Source organism: Vannielia sp. ABF1_015, from assembly GCF_056160745.1.
This window is the reverse complement of record NZ_JBSWXT010000001.1, coordinates 2,299,766-2,321,962: the sequence shown is the minus strand read 5'-3', so window position 1 is coordinate 2,321,962 and position 22,197 is coordinate 2,299,766. Positions and strand designations below refer to the sequence as shown.

The window sequence follows — 22,197 nt, the reverse complement described above, 5'->3', positions numbered from 1 at the left end:
TCTGGCGGGCGATCAGTTGATGAAGACTGGGCTGGACCAAGCCATTTGCCCGTTCTTCTGCGTGACTCGGAGATAGGCGAAGGACGGCCCCTCGGGGATTGGCACCGCCAGCTTGCCGGTGACGCGTGAAAGTTCTGGCGGCACGATCCGGTGCATCTGAAAGCTCTCCGAAGGGTAGCCCCCGGTATGGACCTCGGCGGAGCTGGCCATGAGATATGCCAGCTTGAATTCGCGCACCATCTCGACGGGTTCGGACATGCGCACGGTGACGGAGGCATCGGGTGCAATCTCTTGCAGCTCCATCATCACGGCCTGGTTCGGGTTGCCCATCGAGGGCTCTTGCCGGGAGCTGTAGGATTTGACGAAGAGCCCGTCGCCAACAGGGGTCAGCCGGTGACGCCGCGCCTCATCGAACGGCCCGGAGGTGCGAAAATGCCGCGACGAGCGAGCGCGTGCGTTGCCATGTGCTGGAACACTGCCTTGCGCAATTTGCCGATGTGCCCTGCGGATTAGGCGGTGCCCTTAACGGCGCGGCTCCGCAACGAGCGCCGCTCGGCCCGCGCGAAAACCCGGGCTGCAACGATGGACCTGTCGCAATGCTCTGGGCACCTCGCCAGCGGTAGTGCCGCTAGGAGTAGACCACGCGAAACCGCTGTGGCTGAACGGAGCCGCGTTTTTTCTGCCCCCGGCTCTCAGCGCGGGCAATGGCGCGCTCGAAGGTGTGCTTCACGCGCTGGGTCCGGTGCAAACTTGGGCGGATTGGGTTGCCGATTGAGACATCTATATCAATCGGCTGGCCGTTGTCGTATTCAATCTGCCTCTCATCAATCATGGCCTGAATCTCGGCTTCCAGCGGTATCGAGGATTCCATTTCGACCTTGTTGGACACCACCACGAAGGTTCCGTTGCCGGTATAGGCCATCAAATGCCGGTCAGACGCGAAGGCTCTTGAGATGGCGTCGGCGACCTCGGAGAGAACATAGAGAAATTCTTCTCGAGACGCTCTGCTGAAGATGCTCTCGATCGGCTCAACCTTGACGGCCACCACCTGCGATCCGGCGATGCCCACGTGAGACAGCTGGGTGAGGTAATTCTGCAGCGCAGTGAAGGTGACGATGTCCTCGACGCCATCGATGGAAACTTCCCGCTCGAGACTGACCTCTTCCGCGCCATCATCTTTTGTGTCGGGGGCCAAAGCCAAGGAGCGCTTCGGCAGCCCCTCGATCATTTCTTGCGCCTTCTGGAGCCGATTGGCCAATTGGACAATGTCTAACGGCTTGTTCAAGTAGTCCGTAGCCTTGGCCCTGAATGAACGGTCGATGTACTCCTCGGCGGACCTGGCCGTGAGCATGATGATCGGGATCTTGTGATAGGTCGGAATGGTTCGAATGAGCGCACAGAGTTCGATGCCGTCCAAGTCGGGCATGCTGATATCGAGCAATACGCAATCGAAGGTGCTAGGCGCGTTTGCTATGGTCTCCAACGCGCTCGCGCCGGATGACACGGTGGTGATGTCGGAGAACCCGACCTTCCGCACCATGACCGTCAGAAGATCGAGAACCACTTGCTCATCATCGACTGCCAAAATTTTCATGCGCTGCTCTACCCTATTGCGGCCCCTGTTTTGCAGCTAGACTATTTGGGGAATGAGGCCATAGTAAATACAACTTGTGGCTGAGTTTAGGCATTCACCTTTTCTTAAATGGAAACACTCCAAGGGCCGGACCGTAGCAGCACGGCTGGCCTCCGGAGACGCCGAAGCCGAGGTGCATGCCTCGGTCAAAGAGCGGCTTGCGGGCGCGGGCATCTAAGAGGAAACCCACACCGCATCGGCGATAGCTACGCGTCGAGGTTTTCAGGAAAGTGCACTGTAAAAGTCGTCCCAACGCCGGGCGCTGTTTCGAAGGCGATGGTGGCATCGTGGTGCTCAAGGATCATCCTTGCAATGCCGAGGCCGAGGCCGGAGCCGGAATGGCCGCTGGCGTAACTTTCCGGCGCTCGGGTGAACCTTTCATAGAGACGGGACTGAAGCTCTGCAGGTATGCCGGAGCCGTGGTCGCGCACCCAGAACCCGGGCTGCGTTTCGGTTAGACCGATCTCGACACGGCTCCCGTGCTCTGAGGCCTTGATCGCGTTCGACAACAGATTGTTGAGCACTTGAACCAACCGTATCTCGTCGCCTTGGATTTCGCCCTGCCCGGCCGCGCCGGGAACCACGCTCACCTCCACGCCATATTGCGCCGCGAAAGGCTGAATATCGTCCCGCGCTTGTGCCAAGAGCGTGGCAAGGTCGACCGGGCGAAGGTTTGGTTTGCCCCGCCCGGTACTGAGGCGCTCGAAGTCCAGAATATCCCGCACGAGCCGCTCCACACGCTTCAGGTTCCGTGCGGCGATGTCGAGCGTGGGTTGCAGAGCGGGGGAGAGTTTTTGCTTTTCGGCCTGTAGCAATTGAACGGCAGCCTGCGCCGAGGTGATTGGCTGGCGCAGCTCGTGCGAGACCGTGGAAATAAGTTCTTCGCGCGCTGCCTCTACGGCCTTTTGCTGCGTTATATCGCGGATGACACCCAGCACACCAAGCCGCTGCCCACCCTGTTCATTGAGAGGGGCGATGAAGATTTCTGCATTGAAATTCTCACCCGACTTGCGCCGGGCTATCATTTCGAGGCGGTCAGTGCCGGCGCGCCGCGCCTCGCGATAAATGGTTTCGCCCTGCTTCCTGTACGATTCCGGGTCGGTGTAGAGCATCGCAGTTGTTTGGCCGATCATCTCTTCCCGTGAACGGCCAAAGGTGCGCACGGCTGAGCGGTTGACCCGGGTGATGCGGCGCTCTTCGTCGACGGTCAGGATCGCGTCGGGCACGGTATCGACAATGGCATCGAGCACCATTGTCTTGTCGGCAAGTTCCCTCGCCCTGCGGTCCTTCAACGCCTCCTGCCCCAGCCAGCGGCCAAGGAGACCGACGAACTCGGCCTCCTGCGGCGTAAAGGGTGACCGGGCATCGGGTCCAGAGAAGTTGAGCGTTCCGACCCGATCATGGCCTACCCGTATCGGCACTCCAATGTAGCTTTCGAGCTCGAAAGAAATGTAACAGGGGTGTTCCGCGATCTCCGACTGACCGGCATGGTGGAAGTGACGCACGCCGTCGGACGAAAAGGTGTGAGTGCAGTATGTCTCCGCCAGGCGAAATTCGGTGCCCGCTGTAGGCGCCCAGTCGGGGCCTTTCACTTGGTCGATCGTATAGGTATCGCCCTCGACACGGCTGACGATTCCGAGTGGAAGCCCGAATGCCGCGCAGCCGATCTCCAGCAGCTTGAAGACCTTGGTTTCAAACTCGATATCTGGATCGAGCGACAGAAAGAACAGCCGACGAAGCGCAAGGTTGTGCCGCTCGACATCGCAGGCCCGATCTTCGGGTATTGTCTCAACTCGGTTCAGCACAAAACCTCCTCCCCTTGTAACATTGCAACAAGCTGCGGAATTCGGCGCGAACCTGTCAATAACTCTTTCATCTTACGGTTGAAATCACGGAGCCAGAGTGGTGCCAGCGTGACAGGCGAACTGCAAAATGCAGTGCTTTCAGAGCCAGTCGCGTATGCACCCGCACAAATGCCACCCGGGCTGCCGTTTTCTCTGAACGGTCTTCGGATAATCAGGAATTGAGGGCTTGGTACATCTCCGACACGAGTTCGCCAGCAAGATGCGAAAGATCTGTGCCGGTGCTGTCATTTGATATCTCGACCTCAAGCTTCAGCGCTGTTTGCCCCAGCTTGGGAAAGCTGAGCGTTTCAGCGACGCCGAAGATCCGGTGCGCGCGACGTGCCAAGCCATCGGCAACCTCGAGCCGCGCCGCTTGGGCTTCGAGTGCGCAGTAGTTTTCGAAGGCTTCGATATGCTCGGGCAGAGAGGACAAGAAGGCCATCCGGACGGGCGCGAGCATCTGGGCGAAGTCGTTCTGGGCCGGTTGTGACGGTCTGTGCGACCGGTACGTGCTGCTCATCAGGCGAACCTTTTTCTGGCGAATCCCTGCATGGCCGGACGGGCGCGCGCGGAACTCAGGGTTTCCTCAATGCTCTCATCAATCGTCCGCCGAGAAAAGAACGAACCGCGCGTAGGCTTGCCCACCCTTACGACGGGGGCGCAGCTGATGAGATAGGTTTCCTGGTAGGCCTCGAGCGCGGTGTTGATCTGGCTTTCCAATTGCTCTTGCGAGGCAAGGTGGATTGCCGAGGTTACCGCCATGAACTCACCCGAGCCGGCATAGGCCACGAGCAGGTTCTGGGACTTCATCGTGTCCACAATCACCTCAGCCACATCGGCCATGATGTCGAGGAACTCCTCGTCATTTGTGCGCACGTAAATGTTTGCGGCGTTCTCGACACTCAGGCCGATGCGCTGGCTGATCGAGTAACGCGGACGACCGACGGCCTTCAGGTAGTTGCGCAACGCGGTGAAGGAGATCAGCCCTTTTACATCAGGCGGCGTTTCGGCGTCTTCGAAGTCGAGTTGGTGCTGGTGAGAGGTCACCTCTTCCAGCTGATCCTTGATCGCGGAAGCCCGCAGGCGGCTTTCGTGCACGCGCCGGATCGACGCGAGGCGGGTTTTGAATTCGAGGTTGTCGAGCGGCTTGGTAATGTAGTCCACCGCGCCCGCCATGAAGGCATCGTCGATGTACTGGCGACCGGACATGCCGGTGACCATGACGATCTGGGAAAGGCCTTCCGGGTCCATCGCACGCAGAATCCCGGTGAGCTCAATACCGTTCATCTCGGGCATCTGGATGTCCACAAAGATGCAGTCGAAGGGTGCCGCCTGCTGGCTCACCAGCCTTAGGGCCTCCGGCCCCGATGCGGCCATCGCAAAATCATCGATTCCATTATGCTGGAGGACGGTCTCGAACGCCGCCCGGAAGATAGGATCGTCGTCTACTGCGAGGATTTTCATAAAACTTCTCCTTCTACTCAAGCGTACCCTAGGAGGCGATTGGGGCGAAATTTGGATCGCCCATAAGTTGCGAGCAGTTTCTTTGAAGTTTTGCTCAAGACGTCTGGAGCTTGCCGGAAGAGCGCAGGATTGATCAGCTGGCGGCGACGCATTTCGTAACGAGGTCGTCGGCTTCTGTCGCTTCTGCCGAAGGGCCCAACCTTGCAGGCTTCTCCTCCTCGTCGTTATCGGCGAGGTCCAGCTCGAAGTAGAAGGTCGTACCGGCGCCTTCATTCTTTCGATAGTCGATGGAGCCGTTGTGAGCCTGCATTATCTGCTTTGAAATGTTCATGCCGAGACCCGTGCCGCCGATTTTGCGGGTGTCGGACGAATCAACCTGGCTGAATTTGTCGAACACGCGCTCGCGGTCATGGTCGGCAAGGCCAGGGCCTACGTCGATCACCGAGACCCGCGCCCGCCCCTCCTCGACAGTCAGCCGCACGCGAACCTGGCTGCCCTCAGGAGAGAACTTGGCCGCGTTGGACACAATATTGGTAAGCACCTGCTCGATACGCGCGGAGTCGCCCACCACCGGCAGGTGATCGGCTTCCGCCTCGCAGGTGAGCCGCACGCCCAAGCGTGCAGCAAACGGAGCGTTGGCAGCAACCGACTGCTCCACCAGATCTCGCAGATCGAACCGTTTCATATTGAAGGGCATGCGTCCCGCCTCGATCTTCTGAAGGTCGAGAATTTCATCAATCAGCTCAATCAATCGGGTGCAGTTGCGCTTGGCGATGCCCATCACTTGTTCGGCCTTTTCGCTGATCGGGCCCAAGTGTCCGGCGTGGGTGAGGTCGATAGACCCCTTGATCGAGGTAAGAGGCGTGCGAAGTTCGTGGCTCATCGTCGAGATGAACTCGCTCTTTGCCTCGTAGCCCTGCTGGGCTTTGTTATTTTCGACCGTCAAAGCTTCCATCTGTTCGAGGCTGCGCTGGTAGAACGACAGATAGATCCGCGAGCAATCAATCACGAAATACAGAACGAAAAGGCTGGTGAAGAGATGCGCCCAAAGCTCCGACTGAATCGTCGCACCCGTGACCCAGATGTCATAGATCGGAATGAAAAGGAACGTCGCCCCGTACATGCCGATCCGGACAACGAGGATGGGCAGGATGTGGTGGTTGTTCATGGCGGCGAAGAGCGCCGCAGCGAACAGGAAGAACAGCGACATGAAGTGCGTTCCCGGCCCCTGCGCCAAGGCGATCGCGATAGAGTAAAAGACGATGACCGAGGCGCTGAGCACCGTTCCAACATAAAGCTGGTTTAGGAGGCGTCGTGCCACGGCTGCGTCGCGCCCGTCCCACACGAGGATGCGCTTGAAGACCGTGAAGTCGTAGATCTCCGACAAAATGATCAGGGCGCCGGTCATCAGAGCGAGCGCGATGCTGTAGTAGTAGCCCGCCAGGCCAAGGGCCGCCGCGAAAATGATCTGCCGCTGCCAAACGAGCTTTCGTCCGACCTCGGCATAATCCTTCATTTGCTTGGCCCGGACCACGTTCTTTCGCGCTCCGAGTGCCAGCCCTTCTCTCTTGGCTTCTTTCGTCAACCTGCCTCTCCGAACCTCGGCGCAGGGGTCATTACCTGCGCTTGAACGGTGCCTTTCCGACACACTCATAGGAAGAGTACGAGCGTGACGTGGCAAAAATATGGCGCCAGCATACAACTAAACGAATAGTGGCTCGTGGGCTGTCTACGAAATGCTGGGGAAAAAATGCATCATTCACACGGTCATGACCTGACCAAAGCTCAGAGGGTCTTCCCTGAGCTCGTGACACCGGGAGTTGTGAAACATTTCGCGCTAGAGCGCACAGAAAAGCCGCAGCCGCGAGCGCAGAGCGGGCCGAGGTTGCCCTTGGCTGGCGGTCTTCAGGCTACATCCATGTCGGTCGAAACGATGCATCTGCATGGCAATCTGATCGTGAACTACCTCAAGGCACGGCGTCAGGTCTTTATCGTGTCGAAGGGTTGGCAACTCTCCGAAACCCGGGGCATGGAGTTTGATCAATACGACACCCCCGAGGCACGGTGGATCGCCGTTCACGAGGATGGCGAGGTACTGGCCGGCATACGCATCGCTCCCACCACGGCACAGTGCGGGCTACATTCCTACATGATCCGCGATGCGCAACTGGGGCTGCTCAAGGGGCTCCCACTCGACCCGCTTTTCGAGGAGGCGCCAGTGTCAGACCAGATTTGGGAGGCCACCCGCCTGTTCCTGCTCGATACGGTGCCTGCGCAACGGCGCGCGGCGGTGCAGCGCCTGCTCATGTTGAAGATGGCAGAGGCGGCCCGTGCGGAAGGTGCCCACAGCGTTATCGGAATCGTCCCGGCGGTCTTCCAGCGCTGGCTTAAGAGGATCGGCATGGAGGCCGTGCCCATGGGGCCGCGCTTCGAGCTCGATGGTGATCGCTCGCAGGCCGCAATGTTTAACGTCAGCATGGCCCCGGCCCCCGATTCACTCGAGGTCAACTGAGCTTACCGCTCGGTCATATCTATGCTATCGTTCCACCAGAGGTTTAGTGTGTGACTAGGAAGGTGCTTCAAAAACTACGGAAATATTGACTGGATGACTGATCCTGCAACGGCCCGCCCGCGCGTACTCCATGTGGACGATGACGACGACATTCGCGCAATTACACAGATTGCCCTGGCGGTGGTGGGTGAACTCGAGGTTCTTCAATGTTCCAGTGGGCTAGAGGCTCTGGAAGTTGCGCAGGAATTTTCCCCCGATATCCTTCTGCTGGATGTCATGATGCCCGACATCACGGGAGAAGAAACTCTCGCCGGGTTGCGCCAACTCGACGGTCTCGCCGATGTCCCGGTCATCTTCATGACGGCGAAGGCACATTCGGACGACGTGGAGCACTTGATGCAACTCGGCACGCAGCGTGTCATTGCAAAGCCCTTCGACCCGCTCACACTAGCGTCGGAAGTGGTCGAGATCTGGCAACAGAGCGCAAACGAGGCCTGATCAGGCTCCGGTCGGCGTTGGCCTCGGGCGCCGGGTGCCCCCCAGGCGCGGTCGGCGTGGAACGATGATGCCATCGCGCCGCTTGGTCTGATCGATTTCCAGTTGCAGACGGCGCATCAGGCGCTCTTCGGTGGCGCGCGCAATTGCGGTGCGCAGGGTTTGCACGCATACTTTGCCCGGCTCCACCTTGGGCCGGCGCGTTCTGCTCATGGTCACGCGGATGTTCTGCGGCCCATTGCCGAAGACGTCGGTCTTCAGGTTCCAGAACTCCGGCCTGGTCACATCGACCTCCAGATTGCGCCGGCCATTGCCCAGCACCACGCAGCCGAACACACCGCTTCCGACGTAGGAGATGAAGTGCTGACTGGAGGCCAGTTTTGCGGAGATACTGCCTGCAACTTCGGTCAGCAGCGCGTTGAACTGTTCGGCGGTGCTATTGCGATAGATGTCTTGAATACCCTCGATGCGCAGGGCGAAGACCTCGGTGGCAACAGTCGTCTTGGGCAAAAGCTCAAGCATTTGCTCAAGATCGCGATCCGGCATGCAGGCTGCCACGCCTTGGATGGTGAACCCCTCGTCAAGCGGCCTGCGCGCCAGCGTTTCTAGCCGGGACGCGAGCTGCGCGGCGGATCGCTCGAGGCCGACCGACCGTCGCATTTGCTCGGCCAATAGACGGGCTGTGCGAATGCGGGCCCCCAGCTCGAGGCCGCGGATCGGCTTCGTCACATAGTCCGAAGCGCCCGCATCGAAAGCCCGTTCGATCGAAGCGTCATCAAGCTTGGCCGTGAGCATGAGGATCGGCGTGATGCGATAGTCCGGCAGAGCCCGGATCTTGCCGCACAGCTCAATACCGTCGATACCGGGCATAGCGATATCGAGCAAAACGCAGTCGAAGGGCTGCTTGGCCTCGGTGATCTTTTGCATTCCGTCTTGCGCGTGGAGCGCAGTGTCCAGATCTTGATAGCCGGCTTCGGTGAGGACAGTCCGCAGCAGCTGCAAGAAGGTCTCGTCATCGTCGACTGCAAGTATCCGCAAATCTTGCTCCCTCATCTCATCCATCCTTATCCCCAGCAAGCCCTCTGAAATGAAAAATCCCCCATTGCGCGTTACGGCCGGGGTTCGATAACGCAAAAGTTGTATAAAGAATCTGTCATAAGTCTGGCTGGATTGCGCCCATTCTCGGCGGGTTGCCTAAGGGAAGGCGGAGGTTGCGCATATCAACGGCGCCAGCCCGAGCGATACACCCGAGGAGGCCCATATCGTTGGTAAAGGATCAGGCCAGCAGATTGGTGCGGCCATGACGTCCGAAGACTAACGGCGCTCGGCCGTTCAGCAAAGCCGACGAAAAACGAGAAAATCCGGTCGTGGCTGGATGGGGAGAACAGTTCATCAAGGGGAAGTGGCGGAGAGACAGGGATTCGAACCCTGGAGACGGTTTCCCGCCTACACACTTTCCAGGCGTGCGCCTTCGACCACTCGGCCACCTCTCCGGTCCGCGCCTCTTAGCGCATCTGCGGCGCGGCGTGCAAGAGGCTTTGACTCAGGAAATTCGCGTGGCTTCAGAGGCTCAAGGGTGCAGGCTGGTGCGCTTACCGGGCACCTTGCGTCGCTGTGGTGTTTGCCGCGCTCAGGGGTGCTCGTGCAGCACCCGCCCGAAGACCCGATATTCAAACTCCGCGCCAATGTCTGCCGGGCCGGAGCGCCCGTGGAAGCTGCCGTTGTTCTTGAGGTCGGCCCAATGCACCATTTCGTGCAGCGCGGTGTGCTCGATCAGGGCAGAGAGATGCAGGGTATCGCGATGCATCGGTGAAAGCGCCTGCAGTTTTTCGCAGAGGTCTGTGGCAATCCACACCCGATCCGGCTCATCGCGGTTGGTCTCGCCATAAGCCTCCATGGGTTTGCAGTCGATGATGGGCAGCGTGCCATCGCGGAAACAGGCCTTGGCGCGGATTTCATCCAGCTCGGAGAGTTCGCAGAACACCTCTATCACCTTTTGCCGCTGCCCTTGCCGCGGAATGGCGTATGTAAGCTGTCTGGCGACGCGCTGGAACTTCGCCATGATCTTCGGCCCGATTCTCATAGCAATCTGCCTCTCTCGACTCTGACGCGGTGGCGCGACCAGAGTAGCACAGCTGCGGCTGCCCCATGACGCGCGCAGGCTGCTGGCCCACGGCTGGGCTGTTTCCTGCCACCGGGGCGGTAACAGCAAGGCCGGGCGAACGCGTTAGCTTTCTGATGTTTCCACATCCACGAGCTGGCCCTCCGAGTCCACCTCGGCGCTGCCCGAGAGGTCGGCGGTCGGATACGCAAAGTCAAGCCGCAGGTGCCCGCCGTCGCGTGGAATAACGCGGGTGATGTGAAATGCCTCTTCGGCGGTTTCGGCATCTACCGGACCGGTCACAACCAAAACGGTGCCCCCTGCCCTGCCGTGGCCGGACACAGCGCCTGCTTCGGCGTTGACCGCCACGCGAAGGCGTTTGAGCCCGGCAATGTGTCGCGAAATGTCGGGATGGGCGAGCAGGTGCTCGACATGTGCGAGGGCAAGAGTTTGGGTGTGCGACATCTGCAAATCCTCCGGTTGCACCAAGAGAACCCGAAAGCCGCGCCGCCTGTTCCCACATGCCACGACAGCGCAAGGGGTGGCTCAGATCCCGGGAATGCCGAAGGCCCACTTCTCGAAGGCCCAGCCAGCCTCATACCGTCTTCCCTTTTTCGCCATCCACGCCGGGGTGCCGTAGCGAACATGCGCCCAATGCACCATTTCATGCAGAATTGTCCGCTCTATCTTCTCGGTCGCGCTCTTTCCGCCGCTGTGCTGAAGCTTGCGTTCAGCCCGTCGAAAAACGTGCTCGCTGACGTGAACAGCGTTGAGAATGAACGGCGAGGTCCAACCGTCCTCCTTTCCGTCGTCATCGGGCCAGACACCGTTAGGATAGCGCCGCACTTCCGGCAGAGACCCCGGTGACAGGCACTTGGCTGCAAAAGCCGGGGTCAGGCCCGAGAAGCGTACATAGGCGTTGAAAACCCGCGTGTCCGATTTGACTGCGTTAATCCCCATCGGCATCCATTTCGCCACCGCAGGGTAGGTTCGGATCACGTCATAACTCGGCTTAACCATAGGCGGCTGTCCTCGTTAGAGGCGGCAAACTTGCCGCAGGAACGAGATAAGCCTAGCATCCGGTCGCCCTGTCGCAACGTGAAGAAAGCCGTTATGCAGGCCCACTCACAACCCTGCCGCGATCAGGCGAAGGTGATGTTCACCCTGCGGTTTTCGCGGCCCTTCTTTTCGAGCTTGCCGAGCTTCAGCGCACCGATCTCGCCCAGCCGGGCCACGTGGGTGCCGCCGCAGGGCTGCAGGTCCACCTGGTCCTCGCCTGCGCCAATCCGCACCAGCCGCACCTTGCCTGCGCCGCGCGGCGGGGCGACCGACATGGTTTTGACCAGGCCGGGGTTTGCGTCCAGCTCGGCATCGGTGATCCATTCTTCACTTACCGGGAGATCCCGCGCCACCAGCGCGTTCAGCGCCGCCTCCACCGCTTCGCGGTCTTCGATGGGCGTTTCCATCTTGAAGTCCAGCCGCCCCTTCTCGGCCCCGATGCTGCCGCCCGTCACCGGGAAGGGCAGCACGACCGAGAGCAGGTGCAGCGCGGTGTGGATCCGCATGTGGCTATAGCGGCGCTCCCAGTCGAGCGACTGGCGCAGCTCGGTGCCCACCTCGGGCAGCGCGCCCGGCCCGGCGGGCACCAGCACCACGGCATCGCCCTCACCCTTTACGGCGGTCGCAATCTCCAGCTGGCCACCGTCCCAATGCAGCATCCCCGCATCGCCTGGCTGGCCACCGCCCGTGGGGTAGAAGATGGTGGCATCCAGCACCACACCGCCCTCGGATGTATGCTCTACCACCGTGCCCTTGGCATCGCGCATGTAGGGGTCATCCCGGTAAAGACGCAGCGTCATCTGTCTCCTCCTCCGTCGCCGTCGCTCACGCCGTCTCCATCCGCGCCGTCCACATCGTCCTTCGTCAGACCGACGCGCGCCGCAGCGCGGGAGGGCGTTTCGGGCTCGGCCTGTGTCGGCTCTTCACCGTCCCCCGCTGCCGCGAGGCCGTCGGCCCCCGGCGCCTCCACGCTGGCCCCGCCCGCGATGGCACCGGCCAGCGCTTCGGGATTGCGCAGCCAAAGGTCGCGCTGCGCGAAGGGAATCTCGATCCCCTCTTCGGAAAAGCGCTCCGCGATCCGGTGGCGTATCTCCGTTTGCACCGCGATGATCGAGAAGACATCTCGCAGGATCACCCTCACCTCAAAGTCGAGGCTGTCGGCGCCGAAGCCGGTAAACACCACCTGTGGCGGCGGGTTGAGGATGACGATGGGATGCTCTTCCGCCACCTCCTGCAACAGTTCGGCCACGCGGCGGGTGTCGGAGCCATAGGCCACCCCCACCGGCACGATCAGGCGGCCGGACATGTTGGTTTTGGTGTAGTTCGTCACCTGCCCGCTGATCAGATCGGCGTTGGGCACAATCACGTCTGTCCTGTCAAAGGTCTCGATCCGGGTCGAGCGCACTGAGATCTTCTTGACGATACCCATAACCCCGCCCGAGCTGATCCAATCGCCCTCGCTGATGGGCCGCTCGATCAGCAGGATGATCCCCGACACGAAGTTGCTGACGATGGTTTGCAGGCCAAAGCCGATACCGACCGAAAGCGCACCAGCCACAATGGCAAGGCTCGACAGGTCGATGCCCGCAGCGGTGATGGCAACCACAGCGGCCAGAAAGATACCAACATAGCTGACCCCCGAGAGGATCGCCGTTTGCCCGCCGGTGTCGATCCGGGTCTTGGGCAGCACCGAGGTGCGCAGGGCGCCCTGCAACAGCCGGGTAAGCATGTAGCCCAGCACGAAGACCACCGCGAAGAGCAGAAAGTTCGAGGGGCTGATGGTGCTTTCGCCAATCGAAAACCCGGCCATGAACCTCTGCCAAAGCTCGCTCAGGTCGGCCACCCGTGCGCCCCAGATCAGGGCGAGGAATGGCAGGGCCAGCAGCATGATGACAAAGGAAATGAGCACCGCCACCAGCCCGTCAGACCCATCGGCCTGCCGCCCGAAGAAGAGGGCGTAGAGGTGGGCGAAAAAGCGCTGGAACAGCGAGACGACGGCCAGAACCGCGAGGGTCGAGAGCGGCGCGGACACGAGGAAATCCCCCGCCTTCAGGTAGCCAAGCACCGCAAGCACCGGCCCTGCCAGCGCCAACAGCACCGCCGCCCGCCCGATCAGGTGAACAACCTTCGCGCGGAAGCCGCTGGACGTCAGTTCATCGGGCTCATCCTCTTCACTGGCGCGGGCATGCACCACCAGAAGGTGGCCAAGCCGCGAAAGGGCAACCGCGCCGAGTATGAGGATCGGGAAGTTTAGGAAAGACGCCGCCTCTTCGGTGATCCCCGAGAAGGCCGTGAGCGACACCAGAAGTGCCGAAAGCGCGCCAGACACGCCCGCAAGCGTTGCCCAGCGGCGGCCAGCGGCACGCTGGCCCTCATCATGCTCCAGCGGCGGCGGCAGGATTTCGATCTTGGGAAAGCTGTGAGAGCCGAGCCATCGCGCGCCAAAAATCATGATGCCCATGATCGGGATGGTCTGCAGGATCTGATCGGTCAGCAACCCGCCGATCCCGGTGATCCTTATCCCCAGAACGATCAGCACCAGCCCGATCTGTGGCAGCACCAGCTGGCCAACAGAGACCAGCATGGCAAAGATCATCTTACGCTGTTGCCGCCCCGAGCTGCGCAGGAGCCGCGCCGAAAGCGCCATGCTCCACGCCCGCCCGCGCACAACCAGCACCAGCCCGATCAGGGCCACGAGGATCGCGGGCGCGAGGTTCTTGCGCAGGGCGTCCTGTTGCGCGGTGTTTTGCCAGCTAGAGCGCAGGTTGGCCTGCAAAGTGTCTCCAACCCCGGCAAGCTGGCTGAGCGGCTCGGTCCAATTGGCCGGAAACAGCGGGCTGGGGCCAACATCAAGCAACTCGCGGGTCTGCCGGTCGCGCAGTACTGCGTCGACCTCACCAATGAGCCCGTCGGCAAGGATATAGGCCTCTTGCGCCGCCCGCACCGGCACCAGCAGGCGCGAGAGCTGCGAATTCAGCTCCGAGCGGCGCTCTGCCAGTTCCTCGGCTTCGCTCTCGCCCGCATCGGTATCGGGGGCCGGGCCAAGCGCGTCGATCTGACGGCGCAGAATGTCGATACGGTTGGAGTTGGTCGATTGCGCATCCTGAAACTCCGCCCGCCACTCCGCCAGCCTTTCGCGCAGCTGCTCCAGCGCCAGCGATGAGGCGCGGTCGGCTTCCAGCACCTCCCGTGCCTGCTTCGCGACCTTTTCCCAAGCCTCGTAGTCCGGCCCGCCTTCGATGATCATCGAGGCGGTTTCCAGCGAGTCGGTCACGGGCGGCACGGTGCCATCTTCCTCGCTGACCGGCTCTTCATTTGCCGCGTCACCGCCCGCTGCGCCGGTTCCGTTGACAAGATCGTCCGCCAGAGATTGCGCCACCGCCCCCTGCGCCGCAGGGAGGCAGCAGGCGAAAGCCAGCGTTGCCAAAAGCAACCAGAGCCGCAAGACAGGCGTGCCCGCCCTCATGCCTCAACCGTTACGTCGGGCATGTCCGGGCGGGTGCCGCGGGTGAGGAACCCGGGCACGGGCAGATCCTTCTCGCGCAGGAACTCCGGGTTGAAGAGCTTGGTGGCATAGCGCGTGCCATAGTCACACAGCACAGTCACGATCCGGTGGCCCGGCCCCATCTCGCGTGCCATGCGCACCGCGCCGGCGATGTTGATCGCCGAGGAGCCGCCAAGGCAAAGCCCCTCTTCCTCAAGAAGATCGAACACATAGGGCAGCGCTTCGGCATCGGGGATCTGATAGGCCATATCCGGCGTGAAACCCTCAAGGTTGGCGGTGATCCGCCCCTGCCCGATCCCCTCGGTGATCGAACCGCCCTCGGACTTATGCTCACCTTGGGTGTAGTAGTTGAACAGCGTCGCGCCCATCGGGTCGGCAAGGCCAATCTTCACGCCCTTGGGCTGAAGCGCCTCGGCCACCCCGGCCAGCGTGCCGCCCGAACCAACGGCGCAGATAAAGCCATCCACGCGGCCCTCGGTCTGTTCCCAGATCTCCGGGCCGGTGCCCTCCACATGGGCCTGCCGGTTGGCCGTGTTGTCAAACTGGTTGGCCCAGATCGCCCCGTTTGGCTCGCTCTGCGCAAGGCGCTCGGCAAGGCGGCCCGAGTAGCGCACGTAGTTGTTGGGGTTGCGATAGGGGTTGGCATCCACCTCCACCAGCTCGGCACCGGCGAGGCGGATCATCTGCTTCTTTTCCTCGCTCTGGGTGCGCGGAATGACAATGACCGTCTTGAAGCCCATCGACGCGCCCACCAGCGCGAGGCCAATGCCGGTGTTGCCCGCCGTGCCTTCCACGATGGTGCCGCCGGGCCGCAGCGTGCCCTTCTCGACCGCATCCTTGATGATGAACAGCGCCGCGCGATCCTTGATCGACTGGCCCGGGTTGAGAAATTCGCATTTGCCGAGAATCTCACAGCCCGTGGCGTCGCTCACCTTGTTGAGGCGGATAAGCGGGGTGTTTCCCACCGCTGCGGCGAGGTCTGGTTTGATGGTCATGGCAAGCGTCCTTCCGTGTGGCCCGTTCCGGGCGCTGCTTCACTTGATAGGCCAGCCGCTCGCGAGGTCAACCGGCCCCGCACCGCAGAGGGCCCCAGTCGGCAGAACAGCAGACCGGCTCCGCTGCGCAAAGCACAATCCGGTCCGCCCGATACGGCAGCTGGCAAGACAGCCGCCCGGAAAGGCGCGGCACTGCAAAATTTTCGTGATTGTTCCTCAGCGCGCCGCCCGAAGGCCCTCGCGCCGGGCGGCAAGGTGCAGGAGCGAAACAACGGTGGTGCCCACGTTCACTTCGCCGCTCTCCAAAAGCGCCATGGCCTCGTCAAAACTCACCAGATGGGCGCGGATATCTTCGCCCTCTCCCGGCTCGCCGCCAAGACCGGCGCTGCCGTCGGGCAAATCGGCAAGTCCGATGAACCCGTGCAGATACTCGCTCTTCGCGCCCGGGCTGGGATAGTAGCCGCCGATCGGCACCAGCCGCTCAAGTGTCAGCCCGGCCTCTTCCTGCGCCTCCCGGTGGGCGCAATCCTCGGGGGTTTCGCCCGGGTCCACCCGCCCGGCAATCGGCTCCAGCACCCATGGTTGGGCATCGCCGCGTGCCAGTGGGCCAGTGCGCAGCTGCTCCACCAGCATCACCCGGTCGCGCAGCGGATCATAGGGCAGCACGGTGGCGGCATCGGCAGAGATGAAAGACGCCCGCTCCAGCGGCGCGCTGCGGGTGCCGTCAAACCGTTCGTGGTTCAGCTGATACTCCTCGACCGCAAAGAACCCGGCATAGGGCCGGTCCAGGTCGGAGATTTCCACATCACCGGGCGTGGCCTCGCGGCGCAGGGTGGTGGGGGCGATTTTACGGGCATTGAGGCGGGCCTGCGCCCGGGTGCAGATCACACCGTAGCGGCGGCCGACCTCTGCCGTTGTCGCCCGGCCCATCCACCACATCACCTCTTCTGCCGCCAGCACCGAAAGCGCGCCCCAACGGGCCTCCCACCGCTCAAAAGACCAAGGCCCAGCCGCCGCGCTATCTTCGCCCACCGGCACATAGGTTGTCGCCTCTGCCGGGCCGCCATCGGTTTGCACCTCGACCGGCTTGCGCATGTAGCCGTAGTTGTCGAGCCCCTCGTAAAAATCAGCCCGCGCCAGCGCCTCCTCGGTGAGGCCGCTCAGCAGCAGGCCCTCGGCCACGCCACCGGGATCGGCCCGCACCATGGGATAGATCTCGCCCGGCACCGCCTCCACGCGCCAGCCCGGCAACCGCGCCGACTGAACCTGCACCGCATCGAATCCCGCGCCAAGCACCACCCGCAGCAGCGGCATGTGCATCAGCGTTCCGTAAATGAAAATTTCGGCCATCCCTGCCTCACCTGCGCCTCGTATCAGGAGCGCGCAGGCGGGAAATCAGGCGATCTTGCCCGCGTCTGCCGACCGCTCCTCGGTCCACTCCGCGAACCAACCGCAGAGCATACCGCCGACAATCAGCAGCAGCGGTATCTGGGGCAGAAAATAGGTTCCCTCCCCGAGGGTAAAGGCCAATCTGGCGTCCGTCAGGATCATCAGTGCGTTGTCAAACATCAGAGCGAAGGCCCCGTTGATGGCCTCCATCGGCCCGGCAAAGGTGCCCGGGCGCGTGGATTCTCTCAGCATGTCCCAGATCGACCAGAACAAGAGGCACCAAAAGGCCATGGCCAGTGCCGTTCGCACACCGCCCCCGGCTGCGGCGATCACACCGCGCCCCGCGAGGCGGCCCATGATCAGCCAGCCGCAGACAAGGCCGATGATCGCGTTGGCGATCGACAGCATCCCGGTCTGCGTGCCTTCGGGCAGCAGCGGTTTGAAGATCTCCGACGCGAAGAAGGCCAGCACGGCGAAGGCCAGGGCAGACATCAGCTTGGTCGCGGTAGGCATGGGCACTCCATGGCGATAACAGGGCGCAGTCCAGCCCCTCGAATGGGGCGAGATCACCATGTGAAACCGGCAAAATTAAGGCGAAACCGCGGGAAAGCGGCGACGATCGCGGCCCTGCGCTGCGATTGTCCCGTTGCTAGAAATCGCGCTCCGCATAGGCGTTTAACGCCGCCTCCCGGCCCTCGGCCAGCCCGACCACCGGCTTTGAGGGCCGGTCCTCTCCCGGCGTCAGGGCCCAGCGCTCCGGCACTGCCGCATAAAAGCTTCGGGCCGCCTCGCCGCGGCCCAGCCAGCGCGCGCGATACTGGCCCCGCGCGTCAAACTTCTCGGCCTGGCTGGCCGGGTTGAACACCCGGAAGTAGGGCGCAGCATCTGGCCCGCAGCCCGCCGTCCATTGCCACCCAAGTGCGTTGGAGGCCTCGTCCCAGTCTACCAGCGTATCGGCAAACCAATCGCGGCCCACCTTCCAGTCGGTCATCATATGCTTGGTGAGGTAGCTGGCCACGATCATGCGGGCGCGGTTGTGCATGGTGCCGGTGACGTAGAGCTCGCGCATCGCCGCATCCACCACCTCAACCCCGGTGCGCCCCTGCTTCCACGCCTTCACCTCGGCGGCGCGCTCGTCATCCTTCCACGGAAAGCGGCTCCACTCCTCGCGCCACTCCCGCTCGAACATGTGAGGGAAGTGAAAGCCCAGCTGCCAGCCGAACTCGCGCCACGCCAGCTCCTTGCGAAAGGTCTCGCTGCCCTCTCCTTCCGCCGCGTTCCAACACTGGCGCGGGGAGATCTCGCCGTAGGTCAGGTTTTCGCTCAGCCCCGAGGTCCAGCGTTCGGCCAGCAGGTCGCGCCCCTTGGGGTAGTTGTGCATCCGCTCTTTCACAAACTCCCGCAGCCGCTCCTGTGCCGCCTTCTCCCCAACAACCACATGCCGCGCCACCACATCGGCCCCGCGCTGCATCTCCGCGCCAAGCTGCCAGTCTTCCAGCGTTTCGCTCTTGGGCCAAACCTCCGGCGCAGCCAGCTCTCGCGGGCGCGGGCATTCGTCGCCCGGTTCTTCGCCCTTCATCGTCTTCCACATCGGAGAGAACACCTTGTAAGGCGTCCCCTGCCCCGTCTTCACCTCCCAAGGCTCCCAGAGCAACTTGCCGGGAAAGCTCTTTGCCTCCACCCCATCATCGCGCAGCGCCGCCTTCACCTCGCTGTCGCGCTCGCGGCTCACCGGGTCATACTCGCGGCTCCAATAGACAGCCTCTGCCCCCGTCTCCTTCACCAGCGCCCTCAGCACCTCCAGCGCGTTGCCGGATCGCAAAATGAGACGGCTGCCCACGCCCTCCAGTTCGTGCCCATGCGCCTCAACCGATAGCCCCATCCGCCAAGCCGCCGCCGCGCCCAGCGCATCCACCTTGCGCTCGCGGATGAACACCGGGATCACCGGGCCATTCTCACGGGCGGCGGTGAGCGCGGGCAGGTCCGAAAGGCGCAGGTCGCGGCGGTGCCAGAGGATGGTGGTGCGGGTCATGAGGGCTCCTTGCGATCTCTGCCGGGGTAACGCAGCACAGCGCCTTTCGGATCAACTTTCGCAGAGCTCTTAGGCGATCAACGGGCCCCCGCCCAACTGGGTGACGGATTGGTGGCTCACTCCTCGTTGAGTTGAGCCCCTTCACGATAAGCCCTTATCTCTTCAAGAGCCTTGTCGTTCAGAGCTTTGCTGCGCTGGGGCAACCACTTCAACGCGGCGCGCCTGTCCAGAATTGCCATCCGTTGCACCTTACCCTCGCAAGCCGCTTCGGGCGCGTTGTTACGCTTGGCTTCACGAAAGAACTTGTTCACTCCGCGCTGCCCCCGCGCCGGGCCGTTCTTCTGGTAGCAGGCCGTAATGCGCAGGATCTCGTTATGGGTGGCGACGCCGATCAGCCCGGCGTTTCTGTTCACGCAGTTGCCGTATCGGTGCCCCGAGGCCTCGGCCTCTGCAATCGCGTTCAACTGCCGCTGAAGGGCGCTGGCATCCTCGGCGGGGTAATAGGTGCCCCCGCCCGCCATTGCGATGGCGGCAAGCTGTGCCTCGGTCTCGGCATCCACCGCAAAGCCAATGGTGTTCACCGTGGCCTCCACCCCGGCCTCTGCCAGCGCTTGCGCAGCGCCCACCGGGTCTCCCTCGCAGGTCTCCTCGCCATCGGAGATGAGGTAAACCACCGCCCGGTGCTCGGCTTCTCCCTCCTTTGGCTCCGGCAGGGCGGCAAGCTGGCGCCCGGCCGCCTCCAGCGCTCCGGCAATCGGCGTGTAGCCCACCGGGCGCAGCGCCTCGATGCTCTCGCCCAACGTCCGGCGCAGGGCGTCGAACCCGTGCACCATCTCCGCGGCAGCACAGCTCTCGGCCTTGCCCTCCGGCTTGTTGCTGCCCTTGTGGCCATACACCATCAGCCCAACGGCGACATCCTTATGCACATCGCCCAGAAAGGCCTTCGCCTCGCGCTTGGCGGCCTCCATTTTCGAAATGCTCCCCGCGCTGCCCGCCATCGAGCCTGAGGCATCAATGGCCAGCACGATATGGGTCGTCACACCGCCCCCGGTTAGGTCATGCGGCGGCATGCACTCTTCCAGCGCATAACTCACCGGCTGCGGCTCGCATTGCTCCAGCGCAACCGGCCAGCGGTTTGCCAGCTCGGCATAGAGCGCCACGCAATCCACGCCGCCGCCCTCGTCCTGCGCCATCGCGCCGCCCGCGCCCGCCAGCAGCAGGCCCCCGATCATTGCCGAAATCCGTCGCATGAAACCCCCAAGCACATTAACCCGACCAAAAGAGCCTAACAGGCTCACCGAGCATCACAATCCCAGCGACAAAAAACGCCCGCCCGGATCACTCCGGACGGGCGCATTGTCTCTCAAGGGCAGATCAGACCCGCTTTTCGTCCATCAAGCCCTTGATGATCGCAAAGCACATCAGGATCAGAACGATGGTGAAGGGCAAGCCTGTCGAGATCACCATCGCCTGCAAGGCCCCGAGCCCACCGCCGAGAAGCAGCGCAATGGCTACCAGCCCTTCGAAGGTGCACCAGAACACCCGCTGCGGCACCGGCGCATCCACCTTGCCGCCCGCCGTGATCGTGTCGATCACGAGGGAGCCGGAGTCCGAGGAGGTGACGAAGAAGACGATCACGAGGATGATCCCGATGGTCGATGTCACCGAGGCCCAGGGCAGTCCGCTGAGCATGGCAAAGAGCGAAAGCTCTGGCCTGTAGGCGTCGATCACCTGCGCCTTCACCGCGCTGGCCTCGGGGTTGGCGATCATGTCATTGATCGCGGCCCCCCCAAAAACGGCCATCCAGAACACGCAGACGAGGCTGGGGATGATAAGCACGCAAATCACGAACTCGCGCACCGTCCGCCCCCGGCTGACACGGGCGATGAACATGCCGACGAAGGGCGACCAGCTGATCCACCAGGCCCAGTAGAATGCCGTCCAGCCTTGCAGGTAGCCGGTGTCTTCACGGCCATGGGGGTTGGAGAGCGGAATCACCTCTTGCAGGTAGGCACCGATGCCGCCGACAAACTCACTCAGGATCGTGCCCGCACCTGCGGCAAAGAGCACGAAACCAAGCAGCAGCAGCGCGATCAGCATGTTGATCTCAGAAAGCAGCTTCACACCGCCCTCAAGGCCCCGGAGCACCGAAACGAGCGCAATCGCCGTGATGAGGCAGATCAGGATGATCTGAACGGTGGTGTTTGCCGGGATCCCGTAGACAAAGTTCAGGCCCGCATTTGCCTGCTGCGCGCCAAGCCCCAGAGAGGTGGCAAGGCCGAAGAGCGTGGCGAAAACCGCGAGAATGTCGATCACATGGCCCCAGAAGCCCCAGACCCGCTCACCGAGGAGCGGGTAGAAGGCCGAGCGGATGCTGAGCGGTAGGCCCTTGTTGTAGCTGAACAGGGCCAGAGCCAGTGCCACGATCGCATAGATCGCCCAGGGGTGCAGCGCCCAGTGGAAGCTGGTGGCCGCAAGTGCCATGCGCCGCGCCTCGTCGACGTTTTCGGGGATGAGGTTGCCATCGGCGTCAAACGGCCTGACCGCGCCCAGCGGCGCGTCGCCCCAGGGCGTGCCGAAGTAGTAGGCAGGCTCGAGCACGCCGAAGAACATAAGCCCGATGCCCATTCCGGCGGCGAAGAGCATGGCAAACCAGCCGGGGTAGCCGTAGTCGGGCTTGGCGTCCGATCCGCCCAGACGCACCGAGCCCCAGGGGCTGACGATGAGGACGAGGCAGACGATGACGAAGATGTTGGCCCCCCAGAGGAAGAACCAATCGAATGTTGATGTCATGAACTTGCGCAGGCCGGTGGCACAAAAGTCGCCCGCTTCGCAGGTGGCGGCATAGCCCGCCATGGCCGCCTCGCGCGCCGTGCGGTCGTTCTCGGGGATGTCGAGCACCGAGAAGTCGACCCCATTGAACAGCTTGTCCGCCAGTGCCGGTGCCAGCAGCGCGAAGATGACAAAGGCCACGCAGACCAAGGCCGAGATCCAGAACACCGGGTTGTGAATGTCGAATCCGTAGGGCCCGAGCTTGCCCTCGATGTTTTTTTCACCGATTTCATGATCGGTATCGATCACGGCTGCCGCGCCCTCTGGCGCCGGTATGCCCTGATCGTCGGGTGTCGTATCACTCATATGGTGTCCCCACTTTCCTTGTTTTCCCTT

The 22,197-nt window shown here is 62.4% G+C and carries 20 protein-coding genes and 1 tRNA gene; 2 read left to right on the top strand and 19 right to left on the bottom strand.

Features of this window, described 5'->3' with window-relative positions; genetic code table 11:
* Positions 1-12: 12 nt before the first annotated feature.
* The 6 genes from ACXAG6_RS11635 to ACXAG6_RS11610 form a co-directional block, all read right to left on the bottom strand.
* Positions 13-330: a hypothetical protein gene (locus ACXAG6_RS11635; protein WP_475337701.1), complete on the bottom strand. Its 318-nt coding sequence runs from the start codon at positions 328-330 to the stop codon at positions 13-15.
* Between the two features lie 298 nt (positions 331-628).
* Positions 629-1,594: a response regulator gene (locus ACXAG6_RS11630; protein ID WP_475337700.1), complete on the bottom strand. Its 966-nt coding sequence runs from the start codon at positions 1,592-1,594 to the stop codon at positions 629-631.
* Between the two features lie 245 nt (positions 1,595-1,839).
* A complete protein-coding gene (locus ACXAG6_RS11625; RefSeq protein WP_475337698.1) occupies positions 1,840-3,438 on the bottom strand; it encodes an ATP-binding protein in 1,599 nt (532 codons plus the stop codon).
* Between the two features lie 211 nt (positions 3,439-3,649).
* Positions 3,650-3,997: an Hpt domain-containing protein gene (locus ACXAG6_RS11620; RefSeq protein ID WP_475337697.1), complete on the bottom strand. Its 348-nt coding sequence runs from the start codon at positions 3,995-3,997 to the stop codon at positions 3,650-3,652.
* A complete protein-coding gene (locus tag ACXAG6_RS11615) occupies positions 3,997-4,941 on the bottom strand; it encodes a response regulator (protein ID WP_475337696.1) in 945 nt (314 codons plus the stop codon). Before ACXAG6_RS11615 ends, ACXAG6_RS11620 begins: the two co-directional genes overlap by 1 nt.
* 133 nt (positions 4,942-5,074) lie before the next feature.
* Positions 5,075-6,526 carry a sensor histidine kinase gene (locus ACXAG6_RS11610; RefSeq protein ID WP_475337694.1) on the bottom strand — a complete coding sequence of 484 codons (1,452 nt, stop codon included), beginning with the start codon at positions 6,524-6,526 and terminating at the stop codon, positions 5,075-5,077.
* A 333-nt stretch (positions 6,527-6,859) separates the two neighbouring features.
* On the opposite strand from ACXAG6_RS11610, the gene ACXAG6_RS11605 reads away from it, so the two are divergent.
* The gene (locus ACXAG6_RS11605) at positions 6,860-7,453 is read left to right on the top strand and encodes an acyl-homoserine-lactone synthase (RefSeq protein ID WP_475337693.1); all 594 of its coding nucleotides are present in this window, start codon (positions 6,860-6,862) and stop codon (positions 7,451-7,453) included.
* 132 nt (positions 7,454-7,585) lie between these two features.
* Entirely contained in the window at positions 7,586-7,951 is a 366-nt protein-coding gene (locus tag ACXAG6_RS11600; protein ID WP_254695299.1) for a response regulator, read from the top strand.
* Here the strand turns inward: ACXAG6_RS11600 and ACXAG6_RS11595 are convergent, their stop codons facing one another.
* The 13 genes from ACXAG6_RS11595 to ACXAG6_RS11535 all read right to left on the bottom strand — a co-directional run bounded on the left by ACXAG6_RS11595 (position 7,952) and on the right by ACXAG6_RS11535 (position 22,167).
* Positions 7,952-9,001 (bottom strand): response regulator, encoded by a 1,050-nt coding sequence (locus ACXAG6_RS11595; protein ID WP_475337692.1) that lies wholly within the window; start codon positions 8,999-9,001, stop codon positions 7,952-7,954. It abuts the gene before it with no gap.
* A gap of 350 nt (positions 9,002-9,351) precedes the next feature.
* Positions 9,352-9,441 (bottom strand) — tRNA-Ser (locus ACXAG6_RS11590).
* Between the two features lie 137 nt (positions 9,442-9,578).
* Positions 9,579-10,010, bottom strand: a complete 432-nt coding sequence (locus ACXAG6_RS11585) for a hypothetical protein (protein ID WP_475337691.1) — start codon at positions 10,008-10,010, stop codon at positions 9,579-9,581.
* Between the two features lie 165 nt (positions 10,011-10,175).
* Entirely contained in the window at positions 10,176-10,514 is a 339-nt protein-coding gene (locus ACXAG6_RS11580; RefSeq protein WP_475337689.1) for a hypothetical protein, read from the bottom strand.
* An 81-nt stretch (positions 10,515-10,595) separates the two neighbouring features.
* Complete coding sequence (locus ACXAG6_RS11575; RefSeq protein WP_475337688.1) at positions 10,596-11,069, bottom strand: hypothetical protein; 474 nt, start codon at positions 11,067-11,069, stop codon at positions 10,596-10,598.
* Positions 11,070-11,191: 122 nt separating this feature from the next.
* Positions 11,192-11,908 (bottom strand): alanyl-tRNA editing protein, encoded by a 717-nt coding sequence (locus ACXAG6_RS11570; protein WP_475337686.1) that lies wholly within the window; start codon positions 11,906-11,908, stop codon positions 11,192-11,194.
* Complete coding sequence (locus tag ACXAG6_RS11565; protein WP_475337685.1) at positions 11,905-14,535, bottom strand: DUF3772 domain-containing protein; 2,631 nt, start codon at positions 14,533-14,535, stop codon at positions 11,905-11,907. Before ACXAG6_RS11565 ends, ACXAG6_RS11570 begins: the two co-directional genes overlap by 4 nt.
* Positions 14,536-14,570: 35 nt before the next feature.
* Complete coding sequence (locus tag ACXAG6_RS11560) at positions 14,571-15,608, bottom strand: cysteine synthase A (protein WP_475337684.1); 1,038 nt, start codon at positions 15,606-15,608, stop codon at positions 14,571-14,573.
* A 216-nt stretch (positions 15,609-15,824) separates the two neighbouring features.
* The gene (locus ACXAG6_RS11555; protein WP_475337683.1) at positions 15,825-16,958 is read right to left on the bottom strand and encodes an NUDIX domain-containing protein; all 1,134 of its coding nucleotides are present in this window, start codon (positions 16,956-16,958) and stop codon (positions 15,825-15,827) included.
* Between the two features lie 45 nt (positions 16,959-17,003).
* Positions 17,004-17,510: a TrgA family protein gene (locus ACXAG6_RS11550; RefSeq protein WP_475337681.1), complete on the bottom strand. Its 507-nt coding sequence runs from the start codon at positions 17,508-17,510 to the stop codon at positions 17,004-17,006.
* A 136-nt stretch (positions 17,511-17,646) separates the two neighbouring features.
* A complete protein-coding gene (locus tag ACXAG6_RS11545; protein ID WP_475337680.1) occupies positions 17,647-19,029 on the bottom strand; it encodes a cryptochrome/photolyase family protein in 1,383 nt (460 codons plus the stop codon).
* Between the two features lie 116 nt (positions 19,030-19,145).
* The gene (locus ACXAG6_RS11540) at positions 19,146-20,279 is read right to left on the bottom strand and encodes a vWA domain-containing protein (RefSeq protein ID WP_475337679.1); all 1,134 of its coding nucleotides are present in this window, start codon (positions 20,277-20,279) and stop codon (positions 19,146-19,148) included.
* A gap of 124 nt (positions 20,280-20,403) precedes the next feature.
* Complete coding sequence (locus tag ACXAG6_RS11535) at positions 20,404-22,167, bottom strand: BCCT family transporter (protein ID WP_475337677.1); 1,764 nt, start codon at positions 22,165-22,167, stop codon at positions 20,404-20,406.
* Positions 22,168-22,197: the final 30 nt, after the last annotated feature.

Bases quoted from the DNA above. Each gene is read 5' to 3' on its own strand.
- ACXAG6_RS11635 (WP_475337701.1), bottom strand. From the start codon at position 330: ATGGGCAACCCGAACCAGGCCGTGATGATGGAGCTGCAAGAGATTGCA.
- ACXAG6_RS11630 (WP_475337700.1), bottom strand. From the start codon at position 1,594: ATGAAAATTTTGGCAGTCGATGATGAGCAAGTGGTTCTCGATCTTCTG.
- ACXAG6_RS11620 (WP_475337697.1), bottom strand. From the start codon at position 3,997: ATGAGCAGCACGTACCGGTCGCACAGACCGTCACAACCGGCCCAGAAC.
- ACXAG6_RS11615 (WP_475337696.1), bottom strand. From the start codon at position 4,941: ATGAAAATCCTCGCAGTAGACGACGATCCTATCTTCCGGGCGGCGTTC.
- ACXAG6_RS11605 (WP_475337693.1), top strand. From the start codon at position 6,860: ATGTCGGTCGAAACGATGCATCTGCATGGCAATCTGATCGTGAACTAC.
- ACXAG6_RS11595 (WP_475337692.1), bottom strand. From the start codon at position 9,001: ATGAGGGAGCAAGATTTGCGGATACTTGCAGTCGACGATGACGAGACC.
- ACXAG6_RS11585 (WP_475337691.1), bottom strand. From the start codon at position 10,010: ATGGCGAAGTTCCAGCGCGTCGCCAGACAGCTTACATACGCCATTCCG.
- ACXAG6_RS11580 (WP_475337689.1), bottom strand. From the start codon at position 10,514: ATGTCGCACACCCAAACTCTTGCCCTCGCACATGTCGAGCACCTGCTC.
- ACXAG6_RS11575 (WP_475337688.1), bottom strand. From the start codon at position 11,069: ATGGTTAAGCCGAGTTATGACGTGATCCGAACCTACCCTGCGGTGGCG.
- ACXAG6_RS11570 (WP_475337686.1), bottom strand. From the start codon at position 11,908: ATGACGCTGCGTCTTTACCGGGATGACCCCTACATGCGCGATGCCAAG.
- ACXAG6_RS11560 (WP_475337684.1), bottom strand. From the start codon at position 15,608: ATGACCATCAAACCAGACCTCGCCGCAGCGGTGGGAAACACCCCGCTT.
- ACXAG6_RS11555 (WP_475337683.1), bottom strand. From the start codon at position 16,958: ATGGCCGAAATTTTCATTTACGGAACGCTGATGCACATGCCGCTGCTG.
- ACXAG6_RS11550 (WP_475337681.1), bottom strand. From the start codon at position 17,510: ATGCCTACCGCGACCAAGCTGATGTCTGCCCTGGCCTTCGCCGTGCTG.
- ACXAG6_RS11545 (WP_475337680.1), bottom strand. From the start codon at position 19,029: ATGACCCGCACCACCATCCTCTGGCACCGCCGCGACCTGCGCCTTTCG.
- ACXAG6_RS11540 (WP_475337679.1), bottom strand. From the start codon at position 20,279: ATGCGACGGATTTCGGCAATGATCGGGGGCCTGCTGCTGGCGGGCGCG.
- ACXAG6_RS11535 (WP_475337677.1), bottom strand. From the start codon at position 22,167: ATGAGTGATACGACACCCGACGATCAGGGCATACCGGCGCCAGAGGGC.